Source organism: Ferroacidibacillus organovorans (assembly GCF_001642725.1).
Lineage (GTDB): Bacteria > Bacillota > Bacilli > Alicyclobacillales > SLC66 > Ferroacidibacillus > Ferroacidibacillus organovorans.
In genome coordinates, this window is the sequence record NZ_LSUQ01000014.1 from 23,013 (window position 1) to 47,901 (window position 24,889).

Below are 24,889 nucleotides of genomic sequence, written 5' to 3' on the forward strand. Positions count from 1 at the left end.
ACGAAATCGACGCTACAATCAAATAAAATCCTGAAGCCAATTTTTTAGGCGTGAAAATGCCGATCCTGACGATTTGCGTTTGATACTAGAGGATGCGGCAACCATTTGTTTGCCAAACATGCGCGAAACGTACTGCACCATACTGACACAGCTCACATAGGACGGATCGCGAACACCGACAAAGTCAGGAACTGCGATGCGCACTTGCGCATCCAATTCTTTTGCCGCCAAGCGATCAGCCCCGCGCAAAAGCATCCCACCGCCAGTCAATACATAACCGCCTGGCAACCCTTTTGGGTAGCCTTGGCGTTCCAATTCAAGTTTTACCAGCGCATAAATCTCTTGCATGCGAGATTCGATAATATATTCGAGCTTTTGTACCGTAAATTCTTGCTCTTCCTGACTACCTATTCGATGCGCCTTAAACTTTTCCTCTTCTTTCACAAGAGAAATATCGGCGATTCCGTAGCGCAGTTTGACCATCTCCGCCGTGTCATACCCGAGTTCCAGTCCGACAGAGATGTCATTCGTGACACTGTCGCTGCCAATCGGGATGATCGCGTACCGCTCAAGGAGTCCATTTTCAAAAACGGACACGGTCGTCGAGCCTGCGCCCACATCGACAAGCGTAACGCCAAGACGGCGCTCATCCGGCGATAAGATCATTCCAGCCGCCGCAAGCGGTGTGAACACCGTCCCCGCCACTTCCAGTCCCGCGCGCTCGACACAGCGCAGCAGGTTATGAAGCACCGTGCGCGAACCGGTCACCACATAAACGTCAACTTCAAGTCGAACGCCAATCATGCCGCGCGGATCAGAAACTTCGGAAAGGCCATCCACCGTGTATTCGCGCGGTACCACATCGACAATCTCACGATCAGGCGGAAGGTTGATCACGCGCGTCGCCGCGATGACGCGCTCTACATCTTCGTCGCCAATTTCCCGATCTTCCGATGAGACGGCGACAATTCCGTGACTCGGTTGCAATGCGATGTGATTCCCAGACACGGAAATATAAGCCGATTGAATATCAATGCCCACCATTCGCTCTGCGTGATTCACTGCCTCACGAATCGCGACAACTGTTTTATCGATATCAACAATCGCACCTTTTTTAATTCCGTCACTTTTGGCAGTTCCCACACCAATGACACTAATCCCTGAATGTTCGACTTCCCCAATGATCGCCCGGATAATTGACGTGCCAATATCCAAGCCAACGATAATATCTCCTTTGGTCAAGGAGCGGCACTCCCTTCTGTTGCACACCCGTTGCTATTCTAACAAAATCGTAATTATTCCCGAATATCTTAGCATGAAAAGACTAGTTTGGGGATGCAATTTTTGTTTTTCCTAAGATTTGGTGACGAATCGCGGCAAGATTGTTAAAGATCCTCACGCCAAACGCGACAACCGCGGCGAGCGCGAGATCAAGACCGAGGTAAGAACCGACAAAAGCGAGCGCGGCGGAAAGCACTGCATTAAAGAAAAATCCAGTCAAAAAGACACGCGCGTCAAATTGTCGGAGTAGAGACGATTTGATGCCGCCAAAAACGGTATCGACCGCGGCGAGAATCGCAACGGAAAGATAGGATGCATACTGCAAAGAAAGATGAATCGGAATGGCCAACCCAAGCGCAATTCCGACAAGCAATCCGACAAGTGGCAATGTACGCCTCATGCGTTTAATGACTCCTTTGCGTATGCACCTGGGAGTGGACCCGTGTACGCGGGCAACGTGAGGAGATGCGGTGCGCGAAACAGCGTGACGCGAAACGCTTGATCAAGAATGCGAAACTGGTCGGCAAATCCTTCTGCAGAGAGCACACTTGCTAACTGCGTCGGGTTACCTGCAGCCTGAATCACATAAGGCGCGTCAACCGGTTGCTCATTGATTTGAACGGCTGACGAAAATGGCCCTTGCGCCGCGTTCAGCCCCATCACCGAGCGGATGCTCGACGTGGTTACCAGGCGCTGTCCGTTGATCGCAATCGCTTGCGCGCCTGCCGATTCAAGAATGTTCACAACCATGCGCAACTGGGTCGCCTCGTCGACAAAGCGCAAACCTGGAATCACAGGAAGGTTCGGATCATAGGCAATTTGAATCGCTATGCCTGATCCCACCCACGACGTCAACCCAGACTGTTTCTCAACGCTTCTTAATTCGCTTTGCAGCTTCAAATATCCTTTCGCGGTATGCTCCGATGCGTCTTCCAATGTTTTCAATTGCGCGCGCGCCGCCGCGAGTTGCCGAGATACGATCGGCGTTCGTTGGATCGCTTGGGAGAGCGCATCTGTCGCGTTTAGATAGCTGCTGTAAGCGATCGCTGGACTCGTTCGGTTCATGTGAAATTCAAGTCCAATCATCACGCCGAGCAGGACTGCGACGCCTGTCACGGAATACCTTTGAAACGGCATCAGCCCACCCCTCCCGCAGCCAGGATCTGCACATCGCTGTGGGCGACCGGCTTTGACACCTGTAACCCGCGATTCGCCGCACGCAATGCGTCGAGCACCCCACCGGGTAGATTAAGCGCATCCGTCAAGAGCGTTTTGTTGCCAATCGCGCGAATGACAAATGGCGGTCCGAGTTTTGCACTGCCGACGCGGATCAGCGGCCCGATGCAAAAGATCCCCGTCTGCATCGTGATTCGCACTTGATTGATCGAGACGGCGTCCGCCCCTGCGAGGAATAGTTCATTGACTACAGACCGCAAATCCCAGTCGTGCGTCAAAAACTGTTCATAGGCAAAGCCTGTCAGATGCCCGTCGCGAATTGTCAGGGTCACTCCGGGTCCGTGCACGTTCGTCGAACCGTTCAAGAGCGCAGCCGAACGCATGAGGAGCAGCGCTTGCGAGGAAGCCCCCCCCTCTTGAATCATTTGCGATTCCAGTTTATTGATTTTTTGCTCTGTCACGCGCGTCTGTTCAAGAAGCCGATGATTCTCAGCATCCACCGCATCAAGTCGCGATACTGCCCCTGATATATCAGGCATCGTCGAAAAAAGGGCGGCGCCGCCAAGGGTTACGTCGCGATATTGAACGGCGAGCATCATTCCGAGCACAGAGAGCACGACCGTAAACGCCGCAATCTGGCGAGACGCTGATTCCATTGCTTCAAACACCTCACCACGAGCAAAAATCAATATGGTTTATATACGCCTTCTTGACTTGAGATCAGATCGACAAGACCAGGTGCCACTCTTGAACTGAGCAGCTTCGCGTGAATCGCTTCGAACATTTGCAGCGCTACTGCCAGGCGGTCGATCGGGAGAAGGACCTCAAAGCGATCCTTGGTATACCCGACAATCGCCAGCTTTCCTTGATACGGCTCGACGTTAAACTCAGAAAAAGGCGAGATCAACCCCGCAGGAACGTTCCCAATCGTGTGACAGAGCGCGAGCAGACCGGGATTTGTCACGCGCGTCCCAGGACTGACACTGAGGTTCCCTGTCACCGAGAGAATCGGAGCATTCGCGCCAATTCCCGTTGGATCCTGTGTTAATACCGTACCGTCTGAGAGGATCTGATAGAACGAGTGATTCGCGTCAAGGATGCCAACGAGACGCTTTTGCGTGATCGTCACGCGCACTGTCTGTGTCACAAAGCTGCGTGTCACATCGACCGACTGCACAATCGGAAAATCAGACAAAATCCGGTGCTCCGCCGCTGTGGCAGAGATTTGCCACAGGTTGTCCCCCACTTGAATGCCAAGATCGCGCGCGACAAGGGAAGCAGGAACATCGATTGTTCCGTTAATCTGTATCGACTTGACGACCGAAAGTGGAGATTTTAAGTAGGTGACAACCGCAGCAGATAAAAGGAATAGAAAAATAAAGAAGAGATAAAAAAACCTATGGCTCCGTTTCGGAGACGCCACCTCGACTGCCAACGCGTACTCCATCTCCCTTGATCTCATCCATTTAGCGTGCGGTGTGGCGTGTGCCGCGCCTCTCCTCTCGGATGTGGTGCGCGACACACGCTCGTGACTGTCACCGCGTTACGCGTGTGCAGTAAGTCCCTGCGCCCGCCGTTCTGGTTCACGGACGCGAATGATCTCGGCCCCAAGCGCGCGCAACTGCAACTCGATGCTCTCATATCCACGATCAATGTGAAAGACGCGGTCAATCACTGTACTTCCGCTTGCAGCGAGTCCTGCCACGACAAGCGCCGCGCCCGCCCGCAAGTCAGTCGCAGAGACAGGCGCACCTGACAACTCTTTGACACCGCGCACAAACGCTGTGCGCAGATCCACCTTGATTGACGCACCCATGCGCAGCAGTTCGGGCACGTGTCGGAAGCGATCTTCAAAAACGGTCTCCGATACGATGCTCGTGCCTTTCGCCATGGAGAGAAGCGCCATCAACGGTGCCTGGAGATCTGTTGGAAACCCTGGGAAGGGCGCCGTTTGAACGCGGTCGATCGCCCGCAACTCGCTCGATTCTCTGACTTCCAGTATATCACGGGAAGCAGAAATCTGAACACCGGCTTCACGCAGTTTCATGATGACAGCCGTAGAGTCACTCGGGCGCACGTTCGTTAATACAACATGGCCACCTGTCACCGCACCGGCGATCAGGAGCGTCCCTGTGACGATTCGATCAGGTGACACGTCAAACTGTCCGCCGTGTAGCCTACGGACACCTTCGATGACAATCGTGTCATCTCCGGCACCGCTGATGCGTGCCCCAAGTGTTGTCAAAAATGCGGCGAGATCGCGAATTTCAGGCTCGCGCGCGGCATTCCCGATCACCGTCTCCCCTTCTGCAAGGCACGCGGCCATCATCAGGTTTTCCGTCGCGCCGACACTCGGAAAATCTAGAAAAATAGCGCCGCCGCGCAGACGATTTGCTCGACACTCAATATAACCGTGGCGATCAATGACCTCTGCACCCAATTGTTCGAGCCCTTTTAAATGAAAATCAATAGGCCGACTGCCAATGGAGCACCCCCCTGGTTTACTGATTCGCACCATACCAAAGCGGGCGAGCAGCGGGCCCATAAGAAAAATGCTCGACCGCATCTGACTCATCAGATGGTCAGGAATGACGGTGGTCTCAATGCTCGTCGGATCAATGTACACTTGATGATCGACATAGCGCACTTTTGCGCCCACCGAGCGAAGAATATCGAGCATGACATGAATGTCTTCCAGATTGGGGACATCGCGAATGAGTGTCTCTTCATCCGCCATCGTCACTGCGGCGAGAATTGGCAATGCCGCATTTTTAGAACCATGCACACGAAGTGAGCCTGCTAAACGGCGTCCACCTTCGATCACTAAACGCTCCACATCGTTCACCCCTGCGTCTTCGCCTCACCGACAACACGCACCTCTGGGATGAGTTCCACGGCAAAGCGAGTTTGAATCGCTTCTTGCGCGCGCGACATCAATTCCAGTACGTCCTCTGCCGTTGCTGCTCCTAAATTCACAATAAAATTCGCGTGTACATCAGAGATCATCGCATCCCCGACCCGCGTATTTTTGAGCCCTGCCGCCTCGATTAGACGCGCCGAGTAATCGCCCGGCGGATTGCGAAAAACACTTCCGCAGTTCGGTTGAGACAAAGGTTGCGTCAAACGTCGACGCTGACTCCAAGCGCCCGTCCGCTCGCGCATTTCCATCACATCGCCTGCGCGCAGTGAGAAGGTGGCGCGCACGACCGTCCACGCATTTTCTGGCACCGCGCTGTGTCGGTAAGAGAACGCGAGATCCTGTGATGAGACATGTTTTAACGCTCCTTCGCGCGTCAAAACGAGCGCATCTTTCAAGACATCCTTGATTTCTCCGCCGTGCGCCCCCGCGTTCATCGTGACAGCGCCACCGACGGAGCCTGGAATTCCTGTTGCAAATTCCAATCCGGACAGACCCTCGCGCATGGATCGGTTCGCCGCCGAGACAATCGAGCGTCCCGCGAGCGCCGTCAGTGTTTGCCCCTCAATCCTAAGCTCTGAAAATGCATCGCCTAATTTGATGACAAGCCCGCGAATCCCTCCGTCGCGTATGAGCAGGTTACTCCCGCGCCCCAAAATAAAATAGGGGATTCCCGCGTCATAGGCGCACGCGATACACGCTTGCAGCGACTCAAGATCGCGCGGCGCGACGAGGACGTCTGCCGGTCCGCCAATCCGCCACGAGGTGTGCCGTTTTAAGGGTTCATCGATTCGCACATCGTCTGCCAGTGGCGCAAACAGAGCGTAGAGAGCTTGAGGATTCAACACAAACGACTCCTTTTTTAGGAAACGCACCGATCAGGGGCAGGTCTTGTTCGGTAACCTATCTTATGGCGATCCGCCCTCTCGCGTGACAATCGCCTACGCGAGCAAGCGTTCGATCTCATCGGCAATGCGCGTGAGAGCATCCGGTTTTCCCATGCGCTGGCTCGCCTTATGCATCCCTTCAAGGCGGATAGGATTCGCGAGCAGTGCGCTTAATTGGGTGGCAAGCATACCTTGCGCCAAACTCGCCTCAGAGAGCACGACGGCCGCGCCCTGCGCTTCCAGCGCCTGCGCATTATAGTCCTGATGGTGATGCGTCACATAGGGAGAAGGTATGAGTATCGCCGGAACACCGAGCGCGGTCAGCTCTGCAAGGATGGTCGCCCCCGCACGGCTAATCAAGACGGTCGTCGCCGAAAGCAGTGCCGGCATCTCATCCATGTAAGGAAGAATAAAGACATCTTTTTGCACAGGCATCGTAGAGCGTCGCTGACAGATCGCTTCATAGTGCACCTGTCCTGTGATCCACACAATCTGTTCGCGATGAGCGCGCGGCTTTTCAAGCAGTTCAAACACCGCATCATTGATCGGCCGCGCGCCGCGGCTACCTCCGAGAATCGTGACAATCGGACGGCTGCGATCGAGCCCGAGCGTGCGACATACGCGCGCAATTTCATCTTCGCAGACAGCGAGAACTTCTGTCGCGCGTGGATTGCCGGTCACCACGACGCGTGGCGCCTTTTGGAAAAAAGCCTTTCCCGCCTCCATGCCGAGTAGTACAGTGTTTACAAACCGGCCTGAGAGGCGGTTTGAGAGACCTGCAAACGCGTCCAATTCAAGAACGGCTGAAGGAACGCCAAGCGTTCGCGCCGCAAGCAAAACCGGGAGTACCACATAGCCGCCTGTCCCGATGACTACATCGGGGCGAAACCGTTTCAAGATGCGTCGCGCTGAAAAAAAACTTGTTCCGGCGAGAAACATTGTCTTGAATGCGCGCGCGGAGACGCGTCGCTGCAAGCCCTCTACACGCAAAAAGGCACACGGAACGCCCGACTTTGGCGCGAGTTCGCGCTCCAGCCCGCGCTCTGTCCCTATGTATAACACTTCAGCCGAAGGATGGCGCTCTTTCATGCGTTTGATAATTGAGAACGCTGGATAGATATGCCCACCTGTCCCTCCACCTGTTACGACAATGCGCACGTTATCCCTCCTGAAGGTTCGCACGACGCAAAGATTTGCTCTACGTCGTGCGGGAAATGGACATGAGAATTCCGACGGCCGAAAGCAAGAGCATGAGTGATGATCCGCCATAGCTGATAAACGGGAGAGTGATCCCAGTCACAGGAAGAATTCCTGTCACAACCCCGATATTTATAAACACTTGGATGCCGATAACGCCTGTGAATGCGGCCGCGAGATACGCCCCAAATCGGTCGCGCGCCTGCATCGCAACGCGCAGTCCCCGCCAAATCAAAACGCCAAACAGGAAAAGCGTCAACAGTGCGCCGAGGAATCCTAACTCCTCTGTGAGAATCGCAAAAATAAAATCGGTTTGTGGCTCTGGCAGATACAAAAACTTTTGCGTGCTGTTGCCAAGCCCTTGCCCTAAAAAAGAACCCCGACCGACAGCAATGAGCGACATGATAATATGATAGCCGATTCCGCGCGGATATTTCCACGGATCGAGAAAAGAAAGAATGCGCATGAGGCGATAAGGCGCCGCCGCGATCAACCCGGCAAACAGCACCAGGCCAACTGCGAGAAGGCTTAAAAGGTGTCGCGCGCGCGCGCCTGCCACGAAAACGAGCAGGAGTGTCGCACCCGCGATGACTGCGCTCTGCCCGAGGTCAGGCTCAAGCATGATCAGTCCGATAAACAGCGTCATGATGAGCAGCGGAGGAACGAGTCCTCTTTTAAAAGAGAGCATACGATCAGGCTCATCGCTCAAGTATGCGCTAAGAAAAATCAACAAACCAAACTTCGCAAACTCTGACGGCTGAATGCCAAAGGTTCCGATGCCGAGCCACGCGCGCGACCCACCGCGCACCTGACCAACGTGTGGAACGAGCACGAGCGCCAGAAAGACGAGACAAAAAAAGAGGATCGAGCGCGCATACTTCAAAAAAATCCGATAATCAACGCGACTCAGGCCAAACATGAAAAGCAAGCCGATGCCCGCCCACATCAACTGTCGCTTAAAATAATAGAATGCGTCCGCGTGCCGCTCGGCTGATAGGTACGTGCTGGCGCTGTGCACCATGAGCAGTCCGATCACCAGTAGACTGATGGTGGTGATCGGAATCATCCAGTCTGTCGTTTTTGCGCTTTGCACAAACAGCCCTCCCGGGAGAACTCGTCCATGCTACAGCTTATTCACCAGCTCCTTAAAGATGCTCCCGCGCTCTTCAAACGACTTGAATTGATCCCAACTCGCCGCGGCAGGCGATAATAGAACCGCATCTCCGCGCTGTGCCGCACCAGCGGCAAGCGCGACCGCCTCGGCAAACGATGCCGCGATGTGTACGTTTGGCACACTGGCCTGACGCGCCGCGTCCGCCATCCGCTCGCGCGATTGCCCAAGCGCAATGACGGCTTTGACGCATCCGCGCATACCGTCGCTCAATTCCTTCAGATCATCACCGCGTTCAAGCCCGCCTAACAGCACAACAAGCGGTTTGTCGAGCGCGCGGATTGCCGAGAGCGCCGCTTTTGGATTCGTCGCTTTCGAGTCGTTATAATAGTCGACGCCATTTACGCTTCGGACGTACTCAAGGCGATGTTCGACGCCGCGAAACGTCTGCAGAGTCGCCGTGATCGCATCGATGGGAACCCCTGCATAGAAGGCCGTGGCCGTCGCTGCGAGTATATTTTCAAGATTATGGGAACCAGGAAGCTGAATTTTATCTATGGATAAGAGGCAGATTGGCTCCACCCCTTCTGCCTCACGCACATAAATGTGATTTTCATACGCATAAACGCCGCACGGCACGGGAGCAAGACGGCTGAACCAGGCCACCTTTGCACGCGAATGATCTGCGAAGTGGCGAACATGCTCATTGTCCATGTTCAAGATCAATCGATCCATCGGGCCCTGACGCGTGCAAATGTTTTCTTTTGCGCGCGCGTACGCCTCAAAGCTTCCGTGGTAATCGAGATGTGCCGGATACAGATTGAGGACCGTCGCGATGCGCGGACGGAATTCGCTCGTGCCTTGCAGCTGAAAACTCGATAATTCGACAATCAGCACCGTTTCATCCTGCGCCGTCAGCACTGCCTCACTCAGTGGCAGTCCGATATTGCCAGCCACGCGCGCGGGTATGTCCGCCTCTAAAAACATAGCGCCGACGAGCGTCGTGGTCGTCGTCTTGCCATTTGAACCTGTGATCCCGATGATCGGCGCAGTGGTCGATTGAAAGGCGAGTTCTACCTCTGTAATAATCGGGATGCTACGCGCAAGCGCTTCTGCGATCAGCGGCATGTGATAAGGGATGCCTGGGTTTTTAACGATGAGTGACACGCTGTCAAGCAGCGTGAAAGGGTGTCCATCCGAAACCACCGGTATCCCCAAAGGCTGAAGCGTTTCGATCGCAGAACGAAGCGATTCACGGGGAGAAGCGTCATTGGCGACTACCTGCGCCCCCTTTTTGTGGAGCAATTTTGCCGCAGCTACGCCGCTGCGCGCAAGTCCCACCACAAGGACGCGCTGATTCTTTAGGTCCATGCCGTTCAACCTTTCCGTCATGTCGAATCAAGCTGTTAGGGGCGAATCACAAAGTACAATGCAGTCAGACTACACAGAATGCCAGCCAGCCAAAAGACGGTGACCACCTTCCACTCTGACCAGCCGACAAGCTCAAAATGATGATGAAGCGGACTCATTTTGAAAATTCGCTTGCCTGTCGATTGAAACGAAATTACCTGGAGGATGACGGAGAGTGTCTCTACGACGAACACGCCGCCAATCAGGATGAGCCACACTTCTGAGCGAGAGAGTACGGCGACTGCGGCGAGCGCGCCGCCAAGCGCCAGAGACCCCGTATCCCCCATGAACAGTCGCGCGGGATGACGATTATAGTATAAGAAGCCAAGCAGGGATCCAACCACTGCGGTTGAAAAAGCGGATACGTTCCACTGACTATTCCACCACGCTAGCACAGCAAATGCCGCGAATGCAACCAAGCTTGTCCCCGCAGCCAATCCGTCGAGTCCATCCGTAAGATTGACCGCGTTAGCCGTCCCGATCATAAAGAGAGCGAGGAAAGGGAGATAAAAAATGCCGAGGGTTAATGGATGTGCAAGCCCCGGCAGATTCAACTCAAAATGCCAACCGCGCGCATAGAGAACGAGATAGAATATCACCGCAACCGTGACTTGACCCAGCAGTTTTTGGCGCGCCGTAAGTCCGAGATTGCGTTTGCGCACAATTTTCAGCGCATCGTCTAGCATGCCCACAAATCCAAATCCTAGCATCGCAAGAAGCAGAATCCATGTGGTGGGGGAGTTTGAAAAGCGCCAGGCGGTAAACGTCGTGGCAAGGACAAAGAGGATGCCCCCCATCGTCGGCGTGCCTGATTTTGCCTGGTGACGAGCCGGCCCCTCTGAGCGGATCGATTGGCCGAATTTAAAGCGGTGAAGGAGTGGAATCGCAAGCGGTCCCAGAAACATGACGATTAAAAATGAAACCACCAGAATGAAGGTGAGTGATTTTGCGTCCAATGTCATTCCCCCTTAAGCGCGGCAAACGCTTCTCGCAACGCTGTTGACACGCACTCAAGACCTACCGCGCGCGACGCTTTGACCAAAATGACGATGTCACTGCGCGCTGCGTGTGCGCACTGTACGTTTTGCACGACGCGTTCCACCGCTTCCTGCGCAGATGCAAAAATCTCCACATCCGCAATCTTCGCCTGACGCGCGCCACGCTCCATCGCGGCGCTGTGGCAACCGATTGCCATCAACTGCGTGACGCCAAACGCGGCGAGCGATTCCCCAAGCGCAACATGCTTTTCAGCTTCCGGTTCGCCAATCTCGCGCATGTCCCCGAGCACGGCAAGCTTCTTTTTGTGTGGCATGTCGCGCAAAACTTCGAGTGCGCGCGCCATGGAGGTAGGGGATGCATTGTACGCATCATCGATCAAGAGAACGCCTGGGGCGAGTTCCTCCAACGCTTGACGTCCCGCCGAACTGACATACGACCCGAGCGCCTCTACAATCACCTCGTCAGCCATGCCGAGTTCTCGCGCGATCGCATAAACGAGCGCGCCGTTTCTCGCCAAGTGAATACCTGGCGCGGCGAGTTGCACGACACACCCTGGTGGGTCGAGGACAAACTGCGCACCGCCGACGCCGCGACTCTCATACGCCGACACACGCACATCCGCCTGTTCTGACTCACCGAACGTAATGACGCGAACACCCGTTGGCGGCGCACGTTTTAAGAGCGGCTCATCATCCGGAAGAACTGCGAAGCTCCCTTTTGGGAGCGCCTCGACCAATTCCCATTTGGCGTCCGCAATCGCGCTACGCGAGCCAAGGAGTTCCAGATGTGCCTCGCCGATCAGCGTAATTGCTCCGATGTCAGGCTGTGCGATGCGACACAGTGCCGCGATCTGGCCTGGTCCGCGCATCCCCATTTCAAGAATCGCCACCTCTGTATTCTTCGACCACGCAAGGATCGAGAGAGGTAAGCCAAACTCATTGTTCAAATTTCCAACGGTGGCAGCCGTCTTGAAACGTTTTTGCAAAACGGTCGCCAACATGTCCTTTGTCGTCGTTTTTCCATTGCTACCGGTGACTCCAATGACACGCGCGTTACACTGCACGCGATACGCCGTCGCAAGCGCCTGCAGCGCATCGACACCACTCTCGACGAGTACGTGCGGATCATCGCGCAGCGCAGCCGGAAGTGGTCTGTGCCGTTCCCACAAAAAAGCGACACAACCGCGCGCAAGCGCGTCTTTCACAAACGCGTGACCGTCAAACGTCTCGCCGGCAATCGGAATGAAGAGTTGTCGGTTTCCCGCCGTACGCGAATCGATGGAGACGCCTGAAATTAGAACATCCGCGCCGGAGCGTTCACCACCTACAGCTTCTGCCACAAACGAGAGTTGCGCTTCAATCATCGCATCTGTTCCTCCACGATCTTTTTCGCGACCTGTCGATCATCAAAGTCGTGATATGTCGTCCCAAGGATCTGATAGGTCTCGTGCCCTTTTCCCGCAATCAGCACAACGTCGCCCGGCTTTGCTTCACGCAAGGCGGCGCGGATCCCTTCCTCGCGAAGGGTGATCCGCGCATAGCGCTCATCCGCTACATCGCGAATCCCAGCTTCCATATCGTCGAGAATCTTTTCAGGATCTTCTGTGCGCGGATTATCTGATGTGAGCACAAAAAAGTCGCTGCGCTGCGCCGCGACACGCGCCATGATAGGCCGTTTGGTGCGATCGCGATCGCCGCCACAGCCAACGACTGTGATCACTCGTCCACTGCAAAACTCGTGTATCGTTTCGAGCGCATTTTGCAGGCTGTCCGGCGTGTGTGAGTAGTCGACGAGAATCGCATACGGTTGGCCGGCGCGCACGGGCTCAAAGCGACCTGCCACACCGGGAAGCGCTGAGAGCGTGCGCGCGATGTCTTGTAGCGAGAGCCCTAGTGCGAGACAACTCGCCGTCGCGCAAAGCGCATTGTAGGCGCTAAAGCGACCCGGAGTCGCTAAATGCACTTCTGCGCTGCCAGCCCATGAATCGATGACAAACTGTGTTCCTTCCGCGCGAATCACGACATCGCGACCACGCACGTCCGCCGGATGGTCGATGCCATACGTGACGACTTGCTGAACGGTGTCGGCCGCGTAGGTGATCGCTTGCGCGTCATCCACATTCAACACCGCGACTGGCAAACCGCCGTCTGCGAGCGTGTTGAAGCGATTGCCTAGCCGAGAGAACAGCTTCCCTTTGGCACGCGCATACGCATCCATCGTTTTGTGAAAGTCCAGATGATCCTGCGTTAAATTGGTAAATGCGGCGACGCGATACGAGAGCCCGGCCACCCGCGCCAGTTCCATCGCGTGCGATGACGCTTCCATTACGACATACCGCGTCCCGAGATCACGCATCTCGCGCAAGACGTTGGCCAGTTCTACTGCTTCAGGCGTGGTCATCCCCGACTCTCGCACAACGCCGCCACTGCAACGCTGTGCAATCGTGCCAATCAGGCCAGTCGGATGCCCCGCCGCGAGCAGAATTTGCTCAATGAGCGTTGCGGTTGTCGTCTTCCCATTCGTGCCCGTCACAGCGATCATGACCATATCATCGGCAGGATCGCCGAGTACCCACTGCGCCGCAATCGGCGCGATGCGTCTCGTCGATGGCACGACCAACTGCGGGACTGAAACGGAACACGCCTCTTCGACCAGGAGTGCAACCGCGCCACGCGCAACCGCCTGTTCTGCATAAGCGTGCCCATCCACTCGATTGCCGCGAATCGCGACAAACAGCCCGCCCGGTTTCACTTTTCGCGAGTCATCCGCAATGCTGCTGATCTGTACGTCAAGCGATCCGGTCGTTTTGACAAGAACGAGACGATCTGCCAATTGCCGTAGTTGTTTCACGAGCGATCCCCCACTTGGTCTATATCCTAAATTTCTACGCTTTGTCTCCGTGAATGTGTATGCTTTCTATCGGTTTTGACAACCCAGTTTGAACCGCCCTCAAGCGGTTGTCAACTCTATGAACCACCGGTCGCCTTGCCGTCCGTCTGCGGTCCTGGACCTAACATCAGACGGACTGTCGCGCCCTGTTCAAGTTTTGTACCCGCCGCTGGAGCTTGACCGATCACATACGGCCCGCTCCCCGTGACTGCAATACGCAGAATGGAGCCGCTTTGCGTGATCGCCTGCACCGCGCTCTGATAGGTCTGACCGGCAAGACTTGGGACGACCGTAAGCACAGGATCGATGCCATAGCGATACTTTTTGGGGATCCCCGTCACTTGTGGTTTAACGCCAAGCGCCTGCAGACTGTCTGCCAGCACACGCCCAACGACCGGGGCTGCGATCACGCCGCCAAAGACAGGCGAACCTTTTGGCCGCGGATAGTCGATCGCAACATAGGCCACGAGCGATGGGTTGTTCGCCGGGGCCATCCCGATAAAAGAGACGATGTAGTGAGTGCCTGAATAGCGACCATGCTCGACCACCTGTGCCGTCCCCGTTTTGCCAGCGATTCGATAGCCTTCATGATACGCGTTTGCGCCCGTACCCTGCGCGACTACGCTCTCAAGTGCGCTTCTCACTTCGCTCGCGGTCTGCGTACTGATGACACGGCGAACCGCTACCGGATTCACCATCTGAACATGGCCGTTTGTCGGGTCGAGAAACTCTTTAACGATCTGCGGTTTCATCAAAACGCCACCGTTAGCCACAGCGCCAACCGCCATCACCTGCTGAATCGGGGTCACCGAAACACCTTGGCCAAACGCAGTCGTCGCCAGTTCCAACGGACCGACGCGCGCTGGTGAAAAGAGAATCCCTTTTCCTTCCCCCGGAAGCGCAATGCCCGTTTTCTTTCCAAAACCAAATGCGCGAATAAACGAAAAGAGCGACTGCTTTCCCAATCGCTCGCCCAGTTGAACGAACCCTGGATTGCATGAGTTTTCCACGACATTTAAATAGGCTTGACTGCCGTGGCCGCCTGCTTTCCAACAGCGAATCTTGTGACCTGCCACTTCATAGTAACCCGGATCGTAAAACTTTTCTTTAAGGTTTACCTTTTTTTCTTGAAGCGCCGCGGCGAGTGTCACAATTTTAAAGGTTGATCCAGGTTCAAATGTCTGCCAAATCGCCAGATTGCGATTATAGACGTCTGGCGGAACATGCCGCCAGTTGTTCGGTTGAAACGATGGGTAATTTCCCATTGCGAGAATTTGTCCCGTCTTTGGATCTTCAACGATCATCGTCACGTGATCAGGGCTGTACGTCGCCACGACACGCTCAATCTCCCGATCGACAAACTGTTGAATCTGACGATCAAGCGTAAGCTCTACATCGAGTCCAGGGACAGGCGGGACATAATTGTCATTCGTATTCGGAATCTCTTGTCCGCGGGCATTCGCGATAAATTGAAGCGCGCCTTTACGACCTTCGAGCTCTTTGTTGAACTGCTTTTCGATTCCGCTAAGCCCTTGACCGTCGCCACCCGTAAAACCGAGGACTTGCGCCGCCATACTACCGAACGGGTATGTGCGCGTCCCTTCTTCAACGAGATAGATGCCCGGCATGCGAAGTGCGCGCACGGCGCGCGCTTTCGCCTCGGACAGTCGCATCCCGTATGGCTTAATGTAGCGCGTCAGTTTTCCAGGGAGTAGTCCCTTTTCAATCGATTTCAGGGGACCGCCTAAAATTGCGTGAAGGCGCAGCGCCGTCTCTTTTGGATTCTTGATTTGACGTGGCACCACAATGATCGTCGCAGCGGTGGCCGTATAGACGAGCGGCGTGCCGTTGCGGTCAAGAATTTCACCGCGCACCGCTGAGATGGGTAAATCTCGCACAAGCACAGCGTTTCCTCTCGTGCGATAAAACTCGTTAGCGGCAATCGTGATGTGAAATACACGGCCGAGCAGCAATCCGATTGCGGCCAATAGACCGATCAGCGCAAAAAAGATTCTGCGGCGAATTTTTGACTGTGTGATGCGCATGACGTTCCCCTCGAATCGCTGGACTGTCTGTCCACACGATTCTATGCAGGAAATCATCGTTTAGACCGCTCCGCCACTAGTTGCCACCTAGCGCAAGTGCCGGAGTAAACTTGACCGTGATCACAGAACCAATCGGTGTGACTGTCCCTGCCTTGATCGATTGCGCACTCGCGTACCCAGATCCGCTCGGTTCGAGCGTAAGCCCGAGAATCGCGCAGAGATTCACCGCTTCTTGCATGGGCACCCCACTAAAGTTGGGGACGCGCACACTCCCTGCTTTGGCGATCGATTGATTACTTGCGAAGGCGACAGCTGAACCGCTGGCGACGCGCTGACCAGCGGCCGGCCACTGGCGAACCACCCGACCTGCGCTGTCAATCACATCCGGATGCAGGCCGAGCTTTTGTAGCGTCGACGCTGCGGCAGTAACGGTCATCCCTTGCAGATCGGGCACTGCGCGAAAGGAGGTAAGAGAGACTTGTGCGAACGGAGTACTCGGGTTCGCACCGACCTGCGGAACGCGCAAAGCGCGCAGAGCCTGTCCAATAATAATCTTAGCCTGCGGTGATGATACATCGTTTCCGTACTGAATCGCATGGTGCGGCTCGCTGACCGTGACATAGATGTCAAGTGCCGGGTGATTGGCGGGCGCAAATCCGATAAAAGAAAGGTTGTACTTATTCGCATAGTATCCGCCTTGTGGGCTCGGAATTTGCGCGGTTCCCGTCTTACCGGCAACGTCATAGCCTGGCACGTAGGCGGAAAGCGTCGGATCTTGACTCACATCCTGCACCATGATGTTGGTGATCGTCTTCATGATGCTCTGTGGCGCAACCCTGCGCACGACATCCGGTTTGCGATAATACACCACGCGTCCATCTGGCGCGACAATTTTTTGAACCACATACGGTTTCATCAAAAGGCCGCCGTTTGCCACAGCACCGACTTCTGCAACCTGCTGAATCGGCGTCACCGCGAGTCCCTGACCGAACGTCGTCGTCGCAAAATCGACTGCGTTGATATGTTTAGGGTCAAAGAGGATCGAGGTGCCTTCCCCTGGCAGATCAATACCCGTCGGCTTGTTCATGCCATAGAGTGCAATGTAGCGAGCGAGCGTTATCGGACCTTCCGCCTGTCCGATGTGAATAAACCCGGTATTACTCGAAACGATCATCGCCTGCCGATACGTGATGCGGCCCCAGCCCCAAAGATTCCAATCGCGAATCGGCACGCCGTTTACATAGTCAACCCCTGACATATACGTTTGATTGAGATTGATCGCGTGCGTTGCAAGCGCACCGGTCAACGTCACAATTTTAAAAGTTGATCCCGGTTCAAACGGATCAGAAATCGCCCAGTTTGTGTCAAGCGTGGAGGCTGGATACTTCCAGTACGTATTCGGATTAAACGTTGGCAAGGCGCCCATGCCAAGAATTGCGCCTGTTGTAGGGTCAGCGACAATAATTGCCGCGTGCGCCGGATGAAACCGTTTCTGAATGCGAACAAGCGCCTGATCAACCGATTGCTGAATGGAGGCATTAAGCGTGAGATACACGCTGTCCCCGTTTTGAACAGGTTTGGTCACGACCGGCTTAAACGGAATCGGATTTCCTGACGCATCCGAGACAAAGGTGCTCATCCCTGGTTTCCCGGCGAGGTAGCTGTTGTATTCAAGCTCTGTTCCGGCGACGCCCGTCCCGGTCTGATCGACAAATCCGAGCACGTGCGACGCGAATGTGCCTGCCGGATACTCGCGCAGGTACGTTTTGTTCGGATTGACATCTTGGCTTACGCTCAACGCTTGAAATACGTTTACAACCGCATTCTTTTTCGTCAGCGTGAGATTGACCATTGTTGGATACCAACGCAGCCAAGTGACACCTTTGCGTTCGATTTGCGCGGTGATCGCGCTCGCTGAGACACCGAGAATCGGACTTAGGCGATTGGCGATTTTTGCGACAAACGCAGGCCCGCGCGACGCGAGATCTTGAATGTCCATATCGAGGTTGTAAGCGGGGACGTCAAACGCGAGCTGATCGCCATTGCTGTCATAGATCGACCCGCGCATCGGTTTAATAATCGAATGAGAATACCATTCACTTTGTGACCATTGTTTAAAACGTGCGTACGCGTGCTGAACAGCAAACAAACGCACGAGAAACAATGTAAAAATTAACGAAAAAAAGATCCGCAAGAGCATCGAGCGACGGTTCGTTGTTCGCTCATTCAAGGGTGTGCCGCTCCAATCACAACTGGCGTCGCAGCCTTCATGTGAAGTGATTTTTCTGCGATTGTAAGAATGCGCTCTGGGGACGACAGTTGAAGAACCTGTCCCTGTAGCGATGCGTCAAGCGCATTTTGCTGTGTGAGTGTCTGCTTGATCTGATTGATGTCCTCGCTTTGCGTGACGAGCGTCGCATAGCGGCTCACTAAAAAAACACCGACCAAGGCGCATAAGAGTAAGCTTCCAATAAGCCCGAGGCGATCCTTTACCTCGCGCTTTGCGTGCAGATCGGGCCTCTTTGGTTGCAGGGGCTGCTCGATTGCTTTAGAACGTGGAATCGGCGCATAAGCCGAGTGATTCGATAATGGTTCAATCGCCATTTATGCTAGCTCCTCATGATCCATCGATCTATGGTTTAGGGCGCACTTTCTATTCGCTCAATGATCCGCAATCGCGCCGAACGCGAGCGCGGATTCTCTTCTTGCTCGCGTTCGGACGGAACAATTCCCTTTTTCGTAATGACGCGAAACTGCGCCACCCTGCCGCAGACACATTGTGGAAACTGTGGCGGACAGACACATCCTTTTGCCGCCTCTAAAAATTGTTGTTTAATGATGCGGTCCTCAAGTGAGTGAAATGAGATCAGCGCGAGCCGCCCGCCTTCAGACAGGCGCGCGAGCGCCATAGGAATCAGTCGCTCCAAGGAACCCAACTCATCATTGATCGCGATGCGCAGTGCCTGAAAAACGCGTTTTGCCGGATGCGGCCCTGTTCTGCGCGTCGACGCCGGAATCGCTTCCTTGATAATTTCTGCCAGTTGTCCTGTCGTGCGAATCGGCGTCTGTTGACGCGTTGTGACAATTCGCTCAGCGATGCGGCGAGAAAACCGCTCTTCACCATAGGTAAAAAAAATGTGCATTAGTTCTTGCAAAGAACGCGTTGCGATCCATTCTTCTGCCGTTTCCCCACGCGTTTGATCCATACGCATGTCAAGTGGTGCGTCAGATTGATAGGAAAAACCCCGCTCGCGACGATCGAGCTGTACAGAAGAGACGCCGAGATCACAGAGGATTCCAGCGACGCGCTCGATGCCTAGCTGTGTCAAGTGATCATCTAAATTCGAAAAATTGTCGTGTACAAGGGTCACGCGATTTGGGTACGCCTGAGCCCACTGCGCCGCGTATTGAAGTGCGGTTTGATCGCGGTCAAAACCGATCAGTCTCCCGGTTGGATTTGACGCGTCAAGTATTGCGCGGGCGTGACCACCGCCGCCAAGTGTCCCGTCAACATAGAGTCCACCCGGATGAACAGCGAGCAATGTGACCGCTTCTTCACATAACACCGTGCGGTGAACAAACGTGCTTTCCATGCGTGACCATCTCCTGTTAAAGATTGAGATCCATAAGGCTCTCCGCCAATTCGTTAAAGGACGATTCCGCCCCTTCGCTATAGGCTTTCCAGCGCTCACCGCTCCAAATCTCCACACGAGGCCCCACGCCTACCACAAAACAATCTTGCTTCAGGGAAGCATACTCTCGTAAATTGGCCGGAATGAGGACTCGCCCCTGTTTATCAAGGTCACACTCCGTCGCTCCACTGAAGAGAAAACGAACAAACTGCCTTGCATCACCGCGCGAGAGTGGCATCGCTCGGAGCCTTTCTTCAAGCGCCTCAAAGTCCGCTCGGGGAAAAACAAAAAGACACTGATCGAGCCCCCGTGTAAGAATAAATGAGCCGCCGAGACCGTCGCGAAACTTTGCAGGAATCGTTAAGCGTGCTTTATCATCCAGGCTGTGTTGAAACTCACCTAGAAACATATCAGCACACCCTCTTCCTCACAAAGTAACCCACAACGCCCCACTTTTCACCACTTTCTTTTGAATTCGTGACGTAAATTAAAAATCCTGCCTCCATTTGTCATGGGGACAGGATTTTTTATCATTCTAACAAGCTTTATTCCATTTCTGATCGTTTAAATTTCGAGATAGATCATGTCGTTCATATCCGTCGCGTCCAAGTCAGCGAGGCTATGCATCCACGATGTTCCAAAGTGTGCAATAACAGACAGTGGAGAAAGGAGACGCTCTTGCTCTCCTCCCTTTGGTTCGAGCCACGATATCATCCGCTCACTGAGCGCTGCGTGTTCCACATGTTTTTTTCGAAGCACTCGCTCCGAACGCAGCGCCAGGCGCTCCATCTCGCGTATAAACGAATCCTGCGCTTTGTGCAGATCGCGTCTGGCGCGCCCACCCACTTTTTCAAAATAAGATTCGCGACCGCCGAGCAAATCACGGATCTCCTGTTTCATCTCTTCCACCACGCGACGAAGCGGCGGATCCATACTTTGCGCCACTTTTTCCTGCAGTGCCGCGTGCACATCATCACGCCACGATAGCCCTAGTTTTTTTGCAGACCGCACAATCGACGGTGGTACGAGTGTCACCCGCTGACGCAAAAAAAGAGGTGGTATGGTCCTCCCTGCTTCGTGGAAAATACCTCCCATCATGGCGTGATATGAAACCTCCGCCGCGCCGCCCACATAGGCGAGAACTGGCAACAGATAATCCTGAACAACTGGCCTGTAGAGTACACCCGCCGAAAAAGCTTCCGGTTCATCGCGCAACCGTTTTTTTAACGTATCGATCGAAATCGATTCACCAGAGTCACGCAGTTTTAGCGCATCTTCTCGCTCGCACAAATCAAGCGGTGAGCGGACACGATCCTGAATGAAATAGAGCAGCGAGTGTTCCGCACTAACGTCCACTTGCGCTTTAAAAGAGGCGTCGCGCAACCGCTTTGCGCCCGCAAGCGCCGCATCGCGAAAAACGCGCGGGCGATCCAGAACCTGTGCGAATGCGGCGGCCGCCGCCCGTCTCATCGCGCGCGTTGTAGGATCAATCACGAGGATCGGAAACTCTCCCAGCCATGCTTGCAACGTCTTTTGAAAAAGTGTCCCCATTCGCGAATGCGCCGCATGAAGCGTGTTCAGCTCTGCGACGAGATCTGCCGTATAGAGCCCATCGCGCAAATCTGCAGAGATCTGCTCAAGCATTCCTCTCATTTCGCGCGCGGGCACGTCGTGAATTCCTACAGGCGTACGCGGAACGGGTCGGGTCTTTAGCGAAACGCGCCGCAGCGTCCCTTCATCCGAAACATAGTGCGCGCTAGCCACTTCGTCAAAATCGTGATCTTCAGCCGCAACCCAGAACACCGGGATAACGGGGACATTCATCTCCTGTTCCATTTGTCTTGCCAGCGCCACGGTCGAGAGCGCCTTGTGAATCGTATAGAGCGGTCCTGTAAATAGTCCTGCTTGTTGGCCTGTGACAACGACGAGCGCGCGTGGATCGCGCAATCGCTCCCACTGCGCACGCTGAATCTCTGTCGCATTGCTGAGTTGTTCGCGAATTGCCTCAAGCAAGAGGTCACGCTGCGTCTCATCGTAGTGCTGAGCGACATCGAACGATCTACGTTTTAAGCTCGCTTGATCAAACCCATAGTCATAAAATGCGCGGATGCGCGCGTCTCCCTCAAGATAAGCGTCAGTCACATCGTTGCCGGTTCTACATCGAAGTCGGGACAGTTTCATAACGTTACGATCTCCTCGCCAATCTGGACAAATCAAAGAGTAAGGGTCATCGACTTCACAGCGACGATGAGCCTTACTTATTGTACATGAACTCACTCACTAAGGAAAGTAAAGCGTCTATACGTATCGTTTAAGTCACGCGTGCTTGCAATTCTCATGAACAATCCAAATCGCCTTTGTCAACTCGCGAATCAAATCGACACGCGCCTGATCAAACTGCATACCTGCCTTTGAATACGCCTGTCCATCTGGTCGCGAACTGTAGTGTGGCGTCAAATGGTTGAGCGCAATCGCCAACATGTCCGTTTTACAAATATCACACGCACACACGTCGTCCATGCGTGTCAGCATGTCATCAAGCGTAAAGCGCGCAACTTCTTCTACAACATTGACAAGCAACTCATCCACCACACTTTCCGATCATCAACACCTTGTTTCACCCTATCACACAAGTTTAGCCGATTCAATCCTCGCTTTGGACATACTGTAAGTAAAATCGACTGCGCAAAGGTTTGAAGGAGGAACCCATTTGTGACACAAACGTGTAACCAACGCATGCGCGTGAAAATGAGCGGACTCGGAGATCCTGACGCACGCGCGCAGATCGAAGCGCTGCTCAGCATGGTCGAAGGCATTTTATCTGCCAAGGGAAACCCACACACAGGCAGAATGCTTATCCAATACGACGATCGATTTTTGCGCGCCTGGCAAATCAGCGCACTTTGTGGTCGGCTGGATCGCTCTAACAAAGACATCCGTCGCGCCGCAACCTATGTGATGTCGGCGCAAAAAGTCGCCGTTGCACTGCCCCTTCTGACGATCGCGGGAACCCTTTTGCGCAGGGTCATCTTTGGCCGAAGCAATGCGGCAGACAGTCTGATCGCATTCGAACTCTCCACCGCCGTCTCTGTGGCGAGCGGATACACGCCCGTGCGCAGGCGCATCCATCTACTCGGACAGCGTCTTCATGTCAGCGACGACGCACTGCTCACTGCGGCGGCGCTCTTTGTCGCAGCACTGCGCGAATCTTACATCGTTCTTGCGGCGCTCTTTTTACTTAACTTTAGCGGCTATGTTCGCCGCCACCATACACTCTCTGCCGCCGCCAAAGCGGGTGAGGCAATTGTACGCATCGACCAAGAGAACGTCGAGCCGCTCGCTTTGACTGCAATCTCTGACCGATTGTCAAAAACCGCGCTTTTCTCCGCGCTCACCTACGCTGTCGTCACGCGTCACCCACTGCGCGCGCAAGGGTTATTAATCGCTCTTAACCCGCGCATTCTACTTTTGTGTTCGCGCTATCTCTTCAATATCGCTGAGCGCGTAACCCATGAAAACTGCCTGATGATTCCAATGTATACAGGGATGGATCTCTATGAGATGACGCAGGCAAAGACGATTGTCTGCGCGTGGAATTCTGAGGATGATCTCGCCGCCTATGCGCGGCTATGCCATTTTGCAGACACGCGAAACCTACGGGTTTCCTGCAACGCAACCATTTCTCGCGTCAAATTGCTTGAAACGGTGACACGCGATGCGACAATCCATACGATCGTTCTACTGAAAAAAGAGGATGAACCACTGGAAATGCATCAGCGCCACGGAACTCATCTCTTTTTACAAGGTACGCCAGATCAATTCATCGAGACATACATCCTCGCTGAGCACACCGCAACGCGCATCACGTGGATTACTTGGATGGGACCACTCTTAAACGGGGTCCAACTTGCCCAGTTCTTCTTCGGAGTGCCCCTGACACGCCTGAATCGGACAAACGACTATGCAACCTTCTTTTTGCTCGCCGCGTGTGACCACGCGATGAAAGCAGTCCAGCCCCCACCGCATTTCGGAAAGAAGGAGCATCGAAGTGATGAACTTAGACTTTGACTTCTGGTCAAATGCCATCAAAAACGGCGTGTGAATGGGACCCCATTCACACGCCGTTCCTCGTGTCATCGCCGAGTTACTACCCGACCCATCACGTGTTACAAAAAGGCAGATCTCCTAGTCTTGCAAGCTGCATACCGTTGCCGTTCGCCAAGCGCTCACTCAGTGCTGAGGTTCATTACCTTGGAGCAAATTGCGATACTGCGGCATGAGCGATGCTCCCACGTCACGCACATCCTCTTGAAACGCTTTTAATTGATCCTGATTGCGCAGCGCAAAATCACTCGGCACCCCGCCGCTCGCGCGCGGAGGTTCCTGATAAGCGCTCTGTGGCGGATTCTCCTGACTCGTCAGGGTGGACGCTTCCGGTTTTTGCTCAGCAACCGTATACGAATCCGCAACCGCCTGGCTCGACCATTCATTCGCGGCGCGCTGCGTCTTGTCATCCACAACTGGCATGCCGATCGCTCCCGTTTCAACGTCTACTTCTCGCTGATTAAGGACGGAGCGCACGCCGCGCGCAACCGAATCAGCCGCGTCAATCGTCGTCGCCACACCGTGTACAACCTTATCTCGCAGCCACGACCGCGGATCAATTGTTTCGTGTCGCATCGTTTCTCGCTCTGTCGACGCGTCTTCAAAAATTCGACGCGTTTCCGTCGTGACGCGTTGCCCCGCTGTGCGAACCGTGTCGCCAATGCGCATCGCGCCTACCACCGCGCTTACGGTTGCTGTTCGCAGTGCCCGACGTACAGGCGGAAGCGCGACGAGCGTCGCCACGCCAAGCGCAATCCAAGCCGTTGACGAACCCGAAAAAGGACGTCTCATGCAGTTCTCCCCCTCTAGACCATGTTCCTCCCAAGCGAACGTTACGCGTGAGTTGCACAGCGTAGGGTTCCCGAAAACTGGGATGCGCATGCAGGGAAAGAGACTGACGCACACTAAGCGCACACGGGACAAAAATGCCGCTCGAAACGAGCGCGACCTCTGCGAAAGGACGTGACCGCGTGAATCAACGGGTATCGACAGAAGGCATCCTCTTAGGCGCTGGAATTGCACTCTTTGCGACCGCCGTGCTGCCAACGCTTCGCGCGCACAGAGGCGACGTCTTTCAAGCCATCGGGCACACCTTCAGGCGCGCCACACGCATTCCAAGGCGACTGACCGCGACAGTGCGTGAAGATCTTGAAGATCTTCTTTTTGACATCCAGATGGAGCGCATGAAGCGATCTCTCGACCGCGAATTACAGGTCCATCCGCACGGAAACGCCCATTAA

At 54.6% G+C, this 24,889-nt stretch carries 23 protein-coding genes; 2 read left to right on the plus strand and 21 right to left on the minus strand.

Annotated features, from left to right (window positions below; translation table 11 throughout):
- Window positions 1–18 precede the first annotated feature (18 nt).
- The 20 genes from ftsA to AYW79_RS06745 form a co-directional block, all read right to left on the minus strand.
- Window positions 19–1,242, minus strand: a complete 1,224-nt coding sequence (ftsA, locus tag AYW79_RS06650) for a cell division protein FtsA (RefSeq protein ID WP_067563520.1) — start codon at window positions 1,240–1,242, stop codon at window positions 19–21.
- 82 nt (window positions 1,243–1,324) lie between these two features.
- Window positions 1,325–1,681 (minus strand): small basic family protein, encoded by a 357-nt coding sequence (locus AYW79_RS06655; protein ID WP_067563523.1) that lies wholly within the window; start codon window positions 1,679–1,681, stop codon window positions 1,325–1,327.
- On the minus strand, window positions 1,678–2,418 hold the full coding sequence (locus tag AYW79_RS06660; protein WP_067563526.1) for a DUF881 domain-containing protein: 741 nt from the start codon (window positions 2,416–2,418) through the stop codon (window positions 1,678–1,680). The genes AYW79_RS06655 and AYW79_RS06660 overlap by 4 nt, the downstream gene beginning before the upstream one ends.
- Window positions 2,418–3,113, minus strand: coding sequence for a DUF881 domain-containing protein (locus AYW79_RS06665; protein WP_067563615.1), 696 nt, complete (start codon window positions 3,111–3,113; stop codon window positions 2,418–2,420). Before AYW79_RS06665 ends, AYW79_RS06660 begins: the two co-directional genes overlap by 1 nt.
- Before the next feature lie 29 nt (window positions 3,114–3,142).
- Window positions 3,143–3,904: a cell division protein FtsQ/DivIB gene (locus AYW79_RS06670; RefSeq protein WP_067563528.1), complete on the minus strand. Its 762-nt coding sequence runs from the start codon at window positions 3,902–3,904 to the stop codon at window positions 3,143–3,145.
- A gap of 96 nt (window positions 3,905–4,000) precedes the next feature.
- The gene (gene murA, locus AYW79_RS06675; protein WP_067563620.1) at window positions 4,001–5,293 is read right to left on the minus strand and encodes a UDP-N-acetylglucosamine 1-carboxyvinyltransferase; all 1,293 of its coding nucleotides are present in this window, start codon (window positions 5,291–5,293) and stop codon (window positions 4,001–4,003) included.
- Between the two features lie 5 nt (window positions 5,294–5,298).
- The gene (gene murB, locus AYW79_RS06680) at window positions 5,299–6,219 is read right to left on the minus strand and encodes a UDP-N-acetylmuramate dehydrogenase (protein WP_067563623.1); all 921 of its coding nucleotides are present in this window, start codon (window positions 6,217–6,219) and stop codon (window positions 5,299–5,301) included.
- 96 nt (window positions 6,220–6,315) lie between these two features.
- On the minus strand, window positions 6,316–7,419 hold the full coding sequence (gene murG, locus AYW79_RS06685; protein ID WP_067563531.1) for an undecaprenyldiphospho-muramoylpentapeptide beta-N-acetylglucosaminyltransferase: 1,104 nt from the start codon (window positions 7,417–7,419) through the stop codon (window positions 6,316–6,318).
- Between the two features lie 40 nt (window positions 7,420–7,459).
- Entirely contained in the window at window positions 7,460–8,524 is a 1,065-nt protein-coding gene (gene ftsW, locus AYW79_RS06690) for a putative lipid II flippase FtsW (protein ID WP_067563627.1), read from the minus strand.
- Window positions 8,525–8,581: 57 nt separating this feature from the next.
- The gene (gene murD, locus AYW79_RS06695) at window positions 8,582–9,940 is read right to left on the minus strand and encodes a UDP-N-acetylmuramoyl-L-alanine--D-glutamate ligase (protein ID WP_067563535.1); all 1,359 of its coding nucleotides are present in this window, start codon (window positions 9,938–9,940) and stop codon (window positions 8,582–8,584) included.
- 35 nt (window positions 9,941–9,975) lie between these two features.
- Entirely contained in the window at window positions 9,976–10,935 is a 960-nt protein-coding gene (mraY, locus tag AYW79_RS06700; protein WP_143216179.1) for a phospho-N-acetylmuramoyl-pentapeptide-transferase, read from the minus strand.
- A gap of 2 nt (window positions 10,936–10,937) precedes the next feature.
- The gene (locus AYW79_RS06705) at window positions 10,938–12,341 is read right to left on the minus strand and encodes a UDP-N-acetylmuramoyl-tripeptide--D-alanyl-D-alanine ligase (protein WP_067563542.1); all 1,404 of its coding nucleotides are present in this window, start codon (window positions 12,339–12,341) and stop codon (window positions 10,938–10,940) included.
- On the minus strand, window positions 12,338–13,828 hold the full coding sequence (locus AYW79_RS06710; RefSeq protein ID WP_067563545.1) for a UDP-N-acetylmuramoyl-L-alanyl-D-glutamate--2,6-diaminopimelate ligase: 1,491 nt from the start codon (window positions 13,826–13,828) through the stop codon (window positions 12,338–12,340). The genes AYW79_RS06705 and AYW79_RS06710 overlap by 4 nt, the downstream gene beginning before the upstream one ends.
- Window positions 13,829–13,944: 116 nt before the next feature.
- Entirely contained in the window at window positions 13,945–15,912 is a 1,968-nt protein-coding gene (locus AYW79_RS06715; protein WP_067563548.1) for a penicillin-binding transpeptidase domain-containing protein, read from the minus strand.
- A gap of 76 nt (window positions 15,913–15,988) precedes the next feature.
- On the minus strand, window positions 15,989–18,142 hold the full coding sequence (locus AYW79_RS06720; RefSeq protein ID WP_067563551.1) for a penicillin-binding transpeptidase domain-containing protein: 2,154 nt from the start codon (window positions 18,140–18,142) through the stop codon (window positions 15,989–15,991).
- The gene (locus tag AYW79_RS06725; RefSeq protein ID WP_067563554.1) at window positions 18,139–18,516 is read right to left on the minus strand and encodes a hypothetical protein; all 378 of its coding nucleotides are present in this window, start codon (window positions 18,514–18,516) and stop codon (window positions 18,139–18,141) included. The genes AYW79_RS06720 and AYW79_RS06725 overlap by 4 nt, the downstream gene beginning before the upstream one ends.
- Before the next feature lie 35 nt (window positions 18,517–18,551).
- On the minus strand, window positions 18,552–19,505 hold the full coding sequence (gene rsmH, locus AYW79_RS06730) for a 16S rRNA (cytosine(1402)-N(4))-methyltransferase RsmH (RefSeq protein ID WP_067563557.1): 954 nt from the start codon (window positions 19,503–19,505) through the stop codon (window positions 18,552–18,554).
- Between the two features lie 16 nt (window positions 19,506–19,521).
- Window positions 19,522–19,953, minus strand: coding sequence for a division/cell wall cluster transcriptional repressor MraZ (gene mraZ / locus AYW79_RS06735; RefSeq protein ID WP_067563559.1), 432 nt, complete (start codon window positions 19,951–19,953; stop codon window positions 19,522–19,524).
- Window positions 19,954–20,108: 155 nt separating this feature from the next.
- Window positions 20,109–21,725, minus strand: a complete 1,617-nt coding sequence (gene bshC / locus AYW79_RS06740) for a bacillithiol biosynthesis cysteine-adding enzyme BshC (RefSeq protein ID WP_067563563.1) — start codon at window positions 21,723–21,725, stop codon at window positions 20,109–20,111.
- 135 nt (window positions 21,726–21,860) lie between these two features.
- Window positions 21,861–22,133, minus strand: coding sequence for a late competence development ComFB family protein (locus AYW79_RS06745; RefSeq protein WP_143216180.1), 273 nt, complete (start codon window positions 22,131–22,133; stop codon window positions 21,861–21,863).
- Window positions 22,134–22,256: 123 nt separating this feature from the next.
- Here AYW79_RS06745 and AYW79_RS06750 point away from each other — a divergent pair, with 123 nt between their 5' ends.
- Window positions 22,257–23,612, plus strand: coding sequence for a hypothetical protein (locus tag AYW79_RS06750; RefSeq protein ID WP_067563570.1), 1,356 nt, complete (start codon window positions 22,257–22,259; stop codon window positions 23,610–23,612).
- Between the two features lie 162 nt (window positions 23,613–23,774).
- On the opposite strand, the gene AYW79_RS06755 is transcribed toward AYW79_RS06750, so the two are convergent.
- The gene (locus tag AYW79_RS06755; RefSeq protein ID WP_067563573.1) at window positions 23,775–24,440 is read right to left on the minus strand and encodes a hypothetical protein; all 666 of its coding nucleotides are present in this window, start codon (window positions 24,438–24,440) and stop codon (window positions 23,775–23,777) included.
- A gap of 179 nt (window positions 24,441–24,619) precedes the next feature.
- On the opposite strand from AYW79_RS06755, the gene AYW79_RS06760 reads away from it, so the two are divergent.
- On the plus strand, window positions 24,620–24,889 hold the full coding sequence (locus AYW79_RS06760; RefSeq protein WP_156481749.1) for a hypothetical protein: 270 nt from the start codon (window positions 24,620–24,622) through the stop codon (window positions 24,887–24,889).